This window comes from Streptomyces erythrochromogenes, assembly GCF_040684695.1.
Taxonomy (GTDB): Bacteria; Actinomycetota; Actinomycetes; order Streptomycetales; family Streptomycetaceae; genus Streptomyces; species Streptomyces erythrochromogenes_C.
This window is the reverse complement of the sequence record NZ_JBFBGM010000026.1, coordinates 44,343-58,919: the sequence shown is the minus strand read 5'-3', so window position 1 is coordinate 58,919 and position 14,577 is coordinate 44,343. Positions and strand designations below refer to the sequence as shown.

Sequence of the window (14,577 nt, the reverse complement as noted above, 5' to 3'; positions counted from 1 at the left end):
GCGCCGCCATGCCGAACTGGGAGCTGAACCCCGGCCGCCCCGCCCTCGCGCACGTGCCGGCCACCTCCGGTCTCGCCGAGGCCTGTGAGTGGCTGCGCGAGAACGAGACCGCGCTGACCGCCGCCCTGCACGAGCACGGCACGATCTTCCTGCGCGGACTGCCCGTGGCGCAGGCCGCCGACGTCGCCGCCGTCCGCGACGTGCTGATCCCCGAGCCCACCCCGTACCGGGAGAAGGCCACCCCCCGCAGCGACTTCGGCGACGGCGTCTTCTCCTCCACGGACCTGCCGCCCGCCCAGTCCATCCGGATGCACAACGAGAACAGCTACACCCTGACCTTCCCCGGCCGGCTGCTCTTCGCCTGCCTGACCGCCCCCGCGACCGGCGGTGCCACGCCGACCGCCGACGTCCGCAAGGTCCTCGCAGCCCTCCCCGACCACCTGGTCGAGCGCGGCCGGGCCTCCGGCTGGACGCTCACCCGGAACTACTCGGACTACATCTCCCTCGGCTGGCGCACCGCCTTCGCCACCGAGGACCGCGCCGACGTCGAGCGGTACTGCCGGGAGAACGGCATCGCCTGGGAGTGGCAGCCGGACGGCAACCTGCGCACCAGCCAGCTGCGTTCGGCCACGATCCACCACCCGCACACCGGCGAGGAGGTCTGGTTCAACCACCTGGCCTTCTGGAACGAGTGGTCCCTCGACCCGGACATCAGGGAGGCCATGGTCGAGGAGTTCGGACCCGGAGGCCTGCCGTTCAACACCGGATTCGGCGACGGCGAACCCCTCTCCCGGGAGGACGTGGACGCCCTCAACGCGGCCTACGACGCCGCCACCGTCCGCGAGACCTGGCAGGTCGGCGACGTGATGCTGGTCGACAACGTGCTCTGCACGCACGGCCGGGACCCCTTCGGCGGCGACCGGAAGATCGCCGTCGCGATGGGCCGCCCCGTGGACCTCTTCGACTGCCGTCCCACGGTGCGCCCGACGACCGCAGTCCCCGCCTGAGGCACCCGAACACCATCCGCGCCGTGACGTGAGCAGAGGAAGCACCGTGATCCCGGTTTCGTACGCACAACAGCGTCTCTGGCTGATCGACCAGATCGAAGGGCCGACCGCGCTCTACAACCTGCCCTTCGCGGTCCGCCTGCGCGGCACGCTCGACACCGACGCGCTGCGCGCCGCGACGGCGGACGTGGTCGCCCGCCACGAGGCCCTGCGCACGGTGTTCCCGGTGGCCGGGGGAGTCCCCGTGCAGCACGTCCTGCCGTCCGCGGAGGCGACGGTCGCCTTCGAGACGGTGGACTGCGCACCGGCGGAGTACCCCGCCCTGCGGGACCGGGCCGCCGCGCGCACCTTCGACCTGAGCACCGAACTGCCCGTCCGGGTCACGGTCTTCTCGCTCACACCCGACACCCGGCCCGCCACCGGCGGGCCGTCCACCGAGCCGTCCACCGAGCACGTCCTGCTCGTCGTGCTCCACCACATCGCGGGCGACGGCTGGTCGCTCGGCCCGCTGCTGCGCGACCTCGCCACCGCCTACGCCTCCCGCCTGGGCGGCGCCGCACCCGACTGGGAGCCGCTGCCCGTCCAGTACGCCGACTACACGCTCTGGCAGCGCGAACTGCTCGGCGACGAGAGCGACCCCGGCAGCGTCCTGAGCCGCCAGCTCGACCACTGGAGAGGGGTCCTGGCCGGCCTGCCCGAGGAGCTGGAGCTGCCGACGGACCGCCCCCGGCCGCCCGTCCCGACCGGCGCCGCCGACGCCGTCCCCTTCGGCTACGGCCCCGACCTGCACGCCGCCCTGGCCGGCCTGGCCCTCCGGCACCGCGCCACCCTGTTCTCCGTCCTCCAGGCCGGACTCGCCGCGCTGTTCACCCGGCTCGGCGCCGGCACCGACATCCCGCTCGGCACCGGGGTCGCCGGCCGCTCCGACGAGGCCCTGAACGACCTCGTCGGCTTCTTCGTCAACACCCTCGTCCTGCGCACCGACACCTCCGGCGACCCGTCCTTCGCCGAACTCCTCGGCCGCGCCCGGGAATCCCAGCTGGACGCGTTCGCGCATCAGGACGTGCCGTTCGAGCGGCTCGTCGAGGAGGTCAACCCGGCCCGCTCCCTCGGCCGCCACCCGCTCTTCCAGACCCTCCTCGTCCTCCAGAACCACGAGGAGGGCGAGCTCGAAGGCCTCCCCGGCCTGCAGACGCAGCCCGAGGAACTCGGCCTGCGCGTCGCCAAGTTCGACCTCAACATCGGCATCACCGAGCGGCACACCGCGGGCGGCGCCCCCGCCGGTCTCACCGGCTCGGTGGAGTACGCCGCCGACCTCTACGACCGCGCCACCGTCACCACCCTGTTCGAGCGCCTGGGCCTGCTGCTGGCCGCTGCGGCCGCCGACCCCGAGGCGCCGATCGGCACCCTCGACCTCCTCACCCCCGAGGAGCACGCCCGGCTGCGCGACGAGTGGAACGCCACCGCCGCTCCCGTCCCGGCCGGCTCGCTGCCCGAACTGTTCGAGGCCCAGGCCGCCCGCACCCCCGACGCGGTCGCGCTCGCCCACGACGGCGGCACCGTCTCCTACGCCGAGCTCGACACCCGCGCCAACCGGCTCGCCCACCACCTGACCGCCTGCGGTGTCGGCCCGGAGTCCCCGGTCGCCCTGCTGATGGAACGCTCGGTCGACCTGGTCGTCGCCACCCTGGCCGTACTCAAGGCCGGCGGCTGCTACGTCCCCATGCACGCGAGCCTGCCCCCGGAGCGGATGGCCGCGCTCCTCGCCGACACCGCCGCCCCCGTCCTGCTCACCGACCGCGCCGACCCCGGCTTCCCGCACGAAGCCTTCGTCGTCCGCCCCGGCGACGGCGACACCGCCCCGGCGCACGCCCCCGGCATTCCCGTCCACCCCGACCGGCTCGCCTACGTGATGTTCACCTCGGGCTCCACCGGCACCCCCAAGGGCGTCGCCGTCCGCCACCGCGACGTCGTCGACCTCGCCGCCGACCGCCGCTGGCAGGACGGCCGGCACGAGCGGATCCTGCTGCACTCCCCGCACGCCTTCGACGCCGCCACCTACGAGCTGTGGACCCCGCTGCTGTCCGGCGGCACCGTCGTCGTCGCCCCGCCCGGCAGTCTCGACGCCGCCGCCCTGCACGCCGTCGCCACCCGGCACCAGGTCACCGCCGTCTTCCTCACCAAGGCCCTCTTCGACCTCGTCGCCGAGCAGGCCCCCGAGACCTTCCGCGCCCTGCGGACCGTCTGCACCGGCGGCGAGGCCGCCTCCGGCACCCTCATGCAGCGCGTCCTCGACCACTGCCCCGACCTGCTGCTGGCCCACGTCTACGGCCCGACCGAAGCCACCACCTTCGCCACCCACCACCGCCTCGCCCCCGCCGACCTGGCCGGCCCCCGGCCGCCGATCGGCGGCCCGCTCGACAACATGCGCGCCCACGTCCTCGACGCCCGGCTCCGCCCCGTCCCGCCCGGCGTCCCCGGCGAGCTGTACGTCGCCGGGGCCGGCCTGGCCCGCGGCTACTGGCGCCGGCCCGCGCTGACCGCCGAGCGCTTCGTCGCCGACCCGTACGCGCCGGGCGAGCGGATGTACCGCACCGGCGACCTGGTCCGCCGCCGCACCGACGGCGCGATCGAGTTCCTCGGCAGGATCGACGGCCAGGTCAAGCTGCGCGGCTTCCGCATCGAACCGGGCGAGATCGAGGCCGTGCTGTCCGGCCACCCCGCCGTCCGGCAGGTCATCGTGATCCCCCGGGAGGACCGACCCGGTGACCTCCGGCTCGTCGGCTACTGCGCGGTGCCCGGCCACGCCCTCGACGAACAGCCCGAACTGGCCGCCGAAATAAAGCAGTTCGCCGCCGCCACCCTCCCCGGCTACATGGTCCCCTCGGCCGTCGTCGTCCTGCCCGCCCTGCCCCTGAACGCCAACGGCAAGGTCGACCGGCGCGCCCTGCCCGCGCCCGAACTCGGCGCCGACACCGCCGGCCGCGCCCCCCGCGACGAGCGCGAGAGCGCCCTGTGCGACCTCTTCGGCGAGATCCTCGGCATCGACGACATCACCATCGACGACGACTTCTTCGAACTGGGCGGCCACTCCCTGCTGGCGACCCGCCTGGTCGGCCGGGCCCGCACCGAACTGGGCGCCGAACTCGCCATCGGCGACCTCTTCCAGGCCCCCACCGTCGCCGCCCTCGCCGACCGGCTCGCCACCGGCCCGGCCCGGCCCGCGCTGCGCCCCGAAGCCCGCCCCGAGCACCTGCCCGTCTCCTTCGCGCAGCGCCGGCTGTGGTTCATGGGCCAGGCCGAGGGCCCCGCCGCCACCTACAACGTCACCCTGGCCCTGCGCCTGACCGGACCGCTCGACGTGGACGCCCTCGACGCCGCCCTCCACGACGTCGTCGCCCGCCACGAGAGCCTGCGCACGGTCTTCGGCGCGCACGACGGCGTCCCGTACCAGCGGGTCCTGGACACACCCCCGGCGCCACTGCTCACCGTCACCGACCGGCCCGTACAGGAGCTGACCGGCCACACCTTCGACCTCGCAGGAGACGTACCGCTCCACGCCCACCTGCGCCCCGAGGCCCCCGACGAGCACGTGCTGCTCCTCGTGATGCACCACATCGCCAGCGACGGATGGTCCCTGCGGCCCCTCTTCCGCGACCTCGCCGACGCCTACACGGCCCGGCTCGGCGGGCAGAGCCCGGTGTGGGAGCCGCTGCCGGTCCAGTACGCCGACTACACCCTGTGGCAGTACCGGCTGCTCGGCGCCGACACCGACCCCCAGTCGGCACTCTCCCGGCAGCTGGACCACTGGAGGCAGGCGCTGGCCGGCCTGCCGGACGAGCTGCCGCTCCCGCTGGACCGCCCCCGCCCGGCGGTGCCGAGCCACCGCGGCGACGTCGTCCCGCTGGAACTCGACGCGGACCTGCACGCGGCTCTCGCCGACCTCGCCACCGCCCACGGGGCCACCCTCTTCATGGTCCTCCAGGCCGCCTACGCCACCCTGCTGCACCGCTTCGGCGCCGGCGAGGACCTGCCGATCGGCACCCCGCTGGCCGGGCGCCTCGACCCGGCCCTCGACGACCTGATCGGCTTCTTCGCCAACACCCTGGTGCTGCGCACCGACCTCACCGGCCGGCCCACCTTCGCCGAGCTCCTCGCCCGGGTCCGGGAGGCCGACCTGGCCGCCTACGCCCACCAGGACGTGCCCTTCGAGCGGCTCGTGGAGGAGCTCAACCCGGCCCGCACCCTCGCCCGGCACCCGCTGTTCCAGGTGATGATCGCCTTCGACAACACCGCCGGCGGCGGCCCCGAGTTCCCCGGCACCCGCACCGCCTACGAGCCGCTCGGCCTGCCCACCACGGCCTTCGACCTCACCCTCAACCTCTCCGAGCGCCACCACGCCGACGGCGCCCCCGCCGGCATCGAGGGCGGCCTGGAGTTCGCCACCGACCTGTTCGACCGGGCCACCGCCGAACGCCTCGCCGACGCCCTGCTGCGCCTGCTCGCCCAGGCCGCCGGGGACCCGCACCGCCCGGTCGCCGAGCTGGACGTCCTGGGCGAGGCCGGCCGGACCGCGCTCGCCGGATGGAACGACACCGCCCCGCCGGAAGCCGCGGACGTCCTCGTACCGGACGCCTTCGCCGACCGGGTCGCCGCGACCCCCGACGACACCGCCCTCGTCTTCGGCGACACCAGGCTGACCTACGCCGAACTCGACGCCCGCGCGAACCGCCTCGCGCACGGCCTGGCCGCCGCCGGCGCCGGCCCGGAGGACGTGGTCGCGCTCGCCCTGCCCCGCTCCGCCGAGTCCCTGGTCGCCGTACTCGCCGTCCTCAAGGCCGGTGCGGCCTTCCTCCCGCTCGACGCCGACCACCCCCGCGAGCGGATCGCCCACATGCTGGCCGACGCCCGCCCCGCGGCCGTCCTCACCAACGCCGCATGGCCGCTGCCCGAGGTCCTGGACGGCCTCGCGGGCGCCACCGTCCTGGACACCGCCGAGCAGGAGCGGACCCGGCTGCCCGCCGACGCCCCGGCCGTCCGCGTCACCGGCTCCCACGCCGCGTACGTGATCTACACCTCGGGCTCCACCGGCCGCCCCAAGGGCGTCGTGGTCCGCCACGGAGGCCTCGCCAACCTGCTCGCCTTCCACCGCGAGGAGACCATCGCCGCCGCCCGGCAGGCCCACCCGGGGCGCAGGTTCCGCTTCGCCCAGGCCGCCTCGCTCTCCTTCGACACCGCCCTCGAGGCACTCCTGTGGATGGTCGCCGGCCACGAACTCCACCTGCTCGACGACGACCTGCGCCGCGACGCCGCCGCGATCGTCCGCCACGTCGAACGCACCGGAGCCGACGTCCTCGACGTCACCCCCGGCCAGGCCGAGCGGCTGGTCGAGGAGGGCCTCCTCGACCGCTGCCCGCCGGCCCTGCTCATGGTCGGCGGCGAGGCCCTCGGCCAGAGCCTCTCCACCACCCTCACCGCCGCCGCCGACACCGTCGTCCTCAACATGTACGGCCCCACCGAGTGCACCGTCGACGCGCTGTACCACCGCCTGGCCGGCGACCCGCGCCCGCTCATCGGCCGCCCGCTGCCGGGCCTGCGCGCCCACGTCCTGGACGCGGGCCTGCGGCCCGTACCGCCGGGCGTCCCCGGCGAGCTGTACCTCAGCGGCGCCGGCCTGGCCCGCGGCTACCTGGGCCGGTCCGCGCTGACCGCCGAGCGGTTCGTCGCCGACCCGTTCGCCGCGGGGGAGCGGATGTACCGCACCGGCGATCTCGCCCGCCGCCGCCCCGACGGCCTCGTCGAATACCTGGGCCGCACCGACCACCAGGTCAAGGTCCGCGGGTTCCGCATCGAGCCCGGCGAGATCGAGACCGTGCTGGCCGCCCACCCCGACGTCCTCCAGGCCGCGGTCCTGCCCCACCGGGACGGCACCGACGCCGCGGCGGGCACCCGGCTGGTCGCCTACGTCGTCACGCGCACCCCGCTCGACGCGGCCGCGCTGCGCGCCCACACGGCCGCCGCCCTGCCCGACTACATGGTCCCGGCGGCCTTCACGGCGCTCGACGAGCTGCCGCTCAACGTCAACGGCAAGCTCGACCGGTCCGCCCTGCCCGCCCCCGACTTCGCGGCCCCCGCCGGCGGCCGGGCCGCCCGCACGGCCCACGAGGAGATCCTCTGCGGCCTGTTCGGCGAGGTCCTCGGCCTCACCGGACCGGTCTCGGCCGACGACGACTTCTTCGCCCTCGGCGGGCACTCCCTGCTCGCCACCCGGCTCCTCAGCCGCGTCCGCGCCGCCCTCGGCGCCGAACTCGGCATCCGGGACGTCTTCGAGGCGCCCACCGTGGCCGGCCTCGCCCAGCGCCTCGACGGCGCCACCACCCGCCCCGCGCTGACCGCGGGCGAGCGCCCCGCACGCCTGCCGCTCTCCTCCGCCCAGCAGCGGCTGTGGCTGATCGACCGGATGGAGGGCCCGAGCGCGCTGTACAACATGCCGCTCGCCCTGCGCCTGACCGGCCCGCTGGACACGGCCGCGCTGGGACTCGCCCTCGGCGACCTCGTCGCCCGGCACGAGATCCTGCGCACCCTGATCGCCGAGCACGACGGCGCGCCCCACCAGATCGTCCTGCCCCCGGCCGGCGCGGCCCTCCCGGTCGAACTGCTCGACTGCGCCGCGGAGTCGGTGGCGTCCGAGGTGGACCGGGCCGCCCGCCGCCCCTTCGACCTGGCCGCGGAACCGCCCGTACGCGTCACCCTCCTGCGGGTCGGCCCGCAGGAGCACGTGCTGGTCGTCGCCCTCCACCACATCGTCGGCGACGGCTGGTCGATGGGCCCGCTGCTGCGCGACCTCACGGACGCCTACGCCGCCCGCCGCGACGGCTCGGCGCCCGACTGGCGGCCGCTGCCCGTCCAGTACGCCGACTACGCGCTCTGGCAGCGCGAGCTGCTCGGCGAGGAGAGCGACCCCGACAGCCTGGTCTCCCGCCAGGTCGCCCACTGGCGCGACACCCTCGCCGACCTCCCCGAGGAGCTCACCCTCCCCGTCGACCGGCCGCGCGGCGCCCGCGCCGACCACCGGGGCGACCGGGTCGCCCTGCCCGTCGACGCCGCCCTGCACCGGGCGCTGACCGGGCTGGCCCGTGAGCACCGCGTCACCATGTTCATGACCTTCCAGGCGGCGCTGGCGGCGCTGCTGACCCGGCTCGGGGCCGGCACCGACGTGCCGATCGGCTCGGTGGTCGCCGGCCGCTCGGACGAGGCCCTGGACGACCTGGTCGGCTTCTTCGTCAACACCCTCGTCCTGCGCACCGACACCTCCGGGGACCCCACCTTCGCCGAACTCCTCGGCCGCGTCCGGGAAGCAGACCTGGCCGCCTACGCCCACCAGGACGTGCCCTTCGAGCGGATCGTCGAGGAGCTCAACCCGGCCCGCTCCCTCGCCCGCCACCCGCTCTTCCAGGTGGCGATGGTCCTGCAGTCCAACACCGGCGGCGAGCCCGACCTGGCCGGGCTGCGCGTCGAGGCGCTGCCCGCGGACACCGGCGTCGCCAAATTCGACCTCAACATCACGCTGGAGGAGTTCTTCGGACCGGACGGCGAGCCCGCCGGACTGGACTGCGCGATCGACTTCGCCACCGACCTCTTCGACCGGGAGACCGCCGAGTCCATGGCGGCCCGCTTCGGCCGGCTGCTGACCGAGATGACGGCCCGGCCCGACACGCGGATCGGCCGCGCCGACCTGCTGGCCGAGGGCGAACGCGCCGAACTCCTCGCCGGACACCGGCCACTGCCCGCCGAACGGCCCCTCGTACCGGCCGCCTTCGCCGACCGGGTCGCCGCGACACCCGACGACACCGCCCTCGTCTTCGAGGGGACCCGGCTGACGTACGCCGAGCTGGACGCCCGCGCGAACCGCCTCGCCCACGGCCTGGCCGCCGCCGGCATCGGCCCCGAGGACGTGGTCGCACTCGCCCTGCCCCGCTCGGCGCGGACGGTGGTCTCCCAGCTCGCCGTACTCAAGGCGGGTGCGGCCTTCCTCCCGCTGGACGCCGGGTACCCGCTGGAGCGCACCGCCCACATGCTGGCCGACGCCCGCCCCGCGGCCGTCCTCACCGACGCCGCATGGCCGCTGCCCGAGGTGCTCGACGGCCTCACCGGCGCCACCGTCCTGGATGCCGCCGAACAGCACTGGGACCGGCTGCCCGCCGACGCCCCGGCCGTCCGCGTCACCGGCTCCATGGCCGCCTACGTGATCTACACCTCCGGCTCCACCGGCCGCCCCAAGGGCGTGGTGGTGAGCCACGCCTCGATCGCCGGACTGCTGGCCGCCCACCGGGCGGAGACCTTCGCCGGGCCCGAGCGGGCCCACGGCCGGCTGCGCGCCGCGCTGACCGCCTCGCTCTGCTTCGACGCCTCGTGGAACGGCCTCCTGTGGATGGTGGCCGGCCACGAACTGCACCTGATCGGCGAGGACCTGCGCCGCGACCCCGCCGCACTGGTCCGCCACATCCGTGAACAGGGCATCGACGCCGTGCAGTTCACCCCCACCTATGCCGAACAGCTCGTCGCCGAGGGACTGCTGGACGCACCCGCGCCGCGCGTGGTGCTGCTCGGCGGCGAACCGGTCGGGCAGGCCCTGTGGACCCGCCTGCGCGAGGCGCCCGCCACCACCGGCCACAACCTGTACGGGCCCACCGAGTGCACCGTCGACACCCTGCTCCAGTCCTTCGCCGACACGGAGCGCCCCACCATGGGACACACCGTCCTCGGCACCCGCGCCCACGTCCTCGACGCGTACCTCCATCCCGTACCCGCCGGAGTCCCCGGCGAGCTGTACCTGTCCGGGGACAGCCTGGCCCGCGGCTACCTGGGCCGGTCCGCGCTGACCGCCGAGCGGTTCGTCGCCGACCCGTTCGCCGCGGGGGAGCGGATGTACCGCACCGGCGACCTGGTCCGCCGCACCCGCGACGGCCGGATCGACTACCTGGGCCGCACCGACCACCAGGTCAAGATCCGCGGCTTCCGCGTCGAGCCCGGCGAGATCGAGCAGGAGCTGACCCGGCACCCGGCCGTCCGACAGGCGGTCGTCACCCCGTACGAGGGAGCCGACGGCGACCGACGACTGGTCGCGCACTGCGCGGTCACCGAACCCAGTCCCGAACTCTCCCTCGAAATAAAGCGGTTCGCCGCGCAGACGCTGCCGGCCCACATGGTCCCGGCGGCCGTCGTCACCCTCGACGCACTGCCCCTGACCGGCAGCGGCAAGGTCGACCGGCGCGCCCTCCCCGCCCCCGACCTCCAGCTCTTCGCGGGCGGCCGGGCCGCCCGTACGGCCCGCGAGGAACTCCTGTGCGGCCTGTTCGGCGAAATCCTCGGCGCGACCGGACCGGTCTCGATCGACGACGACTTCTTCGCCCTCGGCGGACACTCCCTGCTCGCCATGCAGCTGGTCAGCCGGGTCCGCACGGTCTTCGCGGCCGAGATCGGCGTCCGGGACGTCTTCGAGGCGCCCACCGTCGCCGGCCTGGCCCAGCGCCTCGACGGCGACGGCGCGCGACCGGCCCTGACGGCCGGCGAGCGTCCGGAGGACCTGCCGCTCTCCTTCGCCCAGCAGCGGCTCTGGCTGATCGACCGGATGGAGGGCCCCAGCGCCCTCTACAACCTCCCCCTCGCCCTGCGCCTGACCGGCCCGCTCGACGCGGACGCCCTGGAACTCGCCCTCGGCGACCTCGTCGCCCGGCACGAGATCCTGCGCACGCTGATCACCGACCGGGACGGCGAGCCCCGGCAGCGGATCGTCCCGCCCGCCGAGGCACGGATCCCCTTCGACCGCCGCACCGCCCCGCCCGCCGACCCGGCGGCCACCCTGGCCGAGTGCTCCGCTGTCCCCTTCGACCTCGCCACCGAACTCCCCGTCCGCGCCCACCTCTTCCCGCTCCCCGCCGGCGCCGCCGCCGGCGCCGAAGAGCACCTCTTCGTCCTCGTCCTGCACCACATCGCCGGCGACGGCTGGTCCATGGACCCGCTGCTGCGCGACCTCGCCGCCGCCTACGCCGCCCGGTCCGACGGCTCGGCGCCCGACTGGCGGCCGCTGCCGGTCCAGTACGCCGACTACGCCCTCTGGCAGCGCGAGCTGCTCGGCGACGAGGCCGACCCCGACAGCCTGGTGTCCCGCCAACTCGCCCACTGGCGCGAGGCCCTGGCCGGACTCCCCGAGGAACTCGCGCTCCCCGTGGACCGCCCCCGCCGCGCGGACAGCGGCCACCACGGCGACCGCGTCGTCCTCCCGCTCGACGCCGCCCTGCACCGGGCGCTGACCGGGCTGGCCCGTGAGCACCGCGTCACCATGTTCATGACCCTGCAGGCGGCGCTGGCGGCGCTGCTGACCCGGCTCGGGGCCGGCACCGACGTGCCGATCGGCTCGGTGGTCGCCGGCCGCTCGGACGAGGCCCTGGACGATCTCGTCGGCTTCTTCGTCAACACCCTCGTCCTGCGCACCGACACCTCCGGGGACCCCACCTTCACCGAACTCCTCGGCCGCGTACGGGAGACCCAGCTCGACGCCCACGCCCACCAGGACGTGCCCTTCGAGCGGATCGTCGAGGAGGTCAACCCGGCCCGCTCCCTCGCCCGCCACCCGCTCTTCCAGGTCATGCTGCTGCTCCAGGGCGCGGGCCGGTCCGGCGGTACCGCGCAGGCCCCGCTCGACCTGGCCGGCCTGCCGGCCGCCGTCGAACCGGTCGGCGGGTACGCGGCCAAGTTCGACCTCTCCATCGCCATGGGCGAGTCCTTCGACGCCGACGGCGCGCCCGCCGGGCTGGAGTGCGCGATCGACTTCGCCACCGACCTGTTCGACCGGGAGACCGTAGAGTCCATCGCCGTACGCTTCGGCCGGCTGCTCACCGCGGTCGCGGCCCGCCCCGACCGCCCCATCGGCCGCGCCGACCTGCTCGGCGCCGAAGAACGCGCGGAACTCCTGGACGGCGGATCCGAGCTGCCGGCGGCCGTGCCGCTGCTGCCCACCGCCTTCGAGGACCGGGCGACGCACACCCCCGACGCCACCGCACTGGTCGCCGGGGACACCCGGCTCAGCTGGGCCGAGCTCAACGCCCGCGCCAACCACCTCGCCCACCGGCTGACCGCCGCGGGCGCCGGCCCCGAGACGGTCGTCGCCCTCGCCCTGCCGCGCTCCGCGGAGAGCGTGATCGCCCTGCTCGCCGTGCTCAAGGCCGGCGCGGCCTCGCTCCCGCTGGACGCCGGATACCCGGCCGACCGGACCGCGGCCGTGCTCGCCGACGCCGCGCCCGCACTGGCCGTCACCGGCGACGGCTGGCCCCTGCCCGAACTCCTCGCCGGTCTGCCCGTCCTGGCGGCCACCCCGGCCGACGCCGGCGGCCACCCCGCCGCACCGAACCCGCCGCTGCGCGCCCGCGCCGCCGACGCCGCCTACGTCATCCACACCTCCGGCTCCACCGGCCGCCCCAAGGGCGTCGTGGTGAGCCACGGGGCGATCGCCGCGCTCCTCGCCTCGCACCGCTCCCCGGCCGGCCCGATCGGCGCGACCGAACGCGAGCACGGCCGCAGCCGCGTCGCGCTCACCGCCTCCCTCTGCTTCGACGCCTCCTGGGACGGCCTGCTCTGGCTGATCGCCGGCCACGAACTCCACCTGATCGGCGACGAGGTCCGCCGCGACGCCGCCGCCCTCGTCCGGTACATCGCGGCCGAGTGCGTCGACGTCGTCGAAGTCACCCCCTCCTACGCCGAACAGCTCCTCGACGAAGGCCTGCTGGACGCCCCCGCCCCCCGCGTGGTGCTGCTCGGCGGCGAGGCCGTCGGCCAGTCCCTCTGGGACCGCCTGCGCGCGGCCCCCGCCACCACCGCCCACAACCTCTACGGCCCCACCGAGTCCACCGTCGACGCGCTCACCCAGCCGTTCGCGGCCACCGGCCGCCCGACCCTGGGCCGCAGCGTCCTCGGCACCCGCGCCCACGTCCTCGACGAGCACCTGGGTCCCGTCCCCGCCGGAGTCCCCGGCGAGCTGTACCTGGCCGGAGCCGGCCTCGCCCGCGGCTACCTCGGCCGCCCGGCGCTCACCGCCGAGCGCTTCGTCGCCGACCCGTTCGCGCCGGGCGAGCGGATGTACCGCACCGGCGACCTCGTCCGCCGCACCCGCGACGGCGACCTCGAATACCTCGGCCGCACCGACCAGCAGGTCAAGATCCGCGGCTTCCGGATCGAACCCGGCGAGATCGAGCACGCGCTCACCCGCCACCCCCGGATCCTCGCCGCCACCGTCACCGTCCACGACGACGGCACCGCCGGCCCGCGGCTCGTCGCCCACGTCGTGCCGGACGGCGGGCTCGACCCGGCCGAACTGCGCGCCTTCGCCGCCGAGTCGCTGCCCGCCCACATGCTCCCGGCCGCCTTCGTCGCACTCGACGCGCTCCCGCTGACCGGCAGCGGCAAGGTCGACCGGCGCGCCCTGCCCGCCCCCGACTTCCACGCCCCGGCCGCCGGGCGGGCACCCAGGACACCGCACGAGGAACAGCTCTGCGGCCTGTTCGCCGAGGTGCTGGGCCTGCCCGGACCGGTCTCCATCGACGACGGCTTCTTCGACCTCGGCGGCCACTCCCTCCTCGCGATGAAGCTGCTCGGCCGGATCCGCACCGTGTTCGGCGCCGACCTCGGCATGCGGGCCCTCTTCGAGGCCCCCACCGCGGCCGCCCTCGGACGGCACCTGGCCCGGCACCCGGAACCGGCCGGCCCGGCGGGCACCGGCACCGCAGACGCCCCCGGCGCCCACAGCGCCGACAGCGCCGACAGCGCCCTTGACGTACTGCTCCCGCTGCGCGCGGCCGGCACCAGGGCCCCGCTGTTCTGCGTCCACCCCGCCGCGGGCATCAGCTGGGTCTACTCCGGTCTGCTGCGCCACCTCCACCCGGACCGGCCGGTCCACGGACTCCAGGCACGCGCCCTGCGCGGCGGCTCCCCGTCCTCGGTCACCGAGATCGCCGAGGACTACGTACGGCAGATCCGCGCCGTCCAGCCGGACGGCCCGTACCACCTGCTCGGCTGGTCCTTCGGCGCGGTCGTCGCCCAGGCCATGGCCGTCGCCCTCCAGACGGCCGGCCAGGAGGTCGCCCTGCTCGCCCTCCTCGACGGCCTGCCCGCCGACCCCGCCCGCCACGCCGCCGGCGAGGAACCGGCCGCCGACGGACCCGTCGACACCCTCGCAGCCCTGCTCGCCTCCCTCGGCCACGACCCCGCCGACGACCGAGGGCAGGCGCACCTCACGGAACTGCTCGGCGAGGCCGCGGCCGTCCTGCCCGACGTCTTCGAGCAGAACGCCAAGCTGATGTCCGAGCACGCGCCCGCCCGCTACCGGGGCGACGCCGTCTTCTTCGGCGCCACCCTCGACAAGCCCGCCGACTGGCCCTACGGGGACGCCTGGCGGCCCTACGTCGACGGCCGCATCGAGCAGCACCGCATCACCTGCACGCACGGCGCCATGACGCAGCCGGAGCCCGTCGCACGGATCGCCGCCGTGCTCGCCGAGAAGCTTGGAGAGTGACCC

Annotated in this window: 1 protein-coding gene and 1 pseudogene; both read left to right on the top strand. The window is 75.5% G+C overall.

What is annotated here, in order from left to right:
* The first annotated feature begins 8 nt into the window (after nt 1–8).
* Complete coding sequence (locus AB0O53_RS30170) at nt 9–1,007, top strand: TauD/TfdA family dioxygenase (protein WP_350992067.1); 999 nt, start codon at nt 9–11, stop codon at nt 1,005–1,007.
* 46 nt (nt 1,008–1,053) lie between these two features.
* A pseudogene (locus AB0O53_RS30165) lies at nt 1,054–14,574 on the top strand (non-ribosomal peptide synthetase); the annotation flags it as partial.
* Between the last annotated feature and the right edge of the window lie 3 nt (nt 14,575–14,577).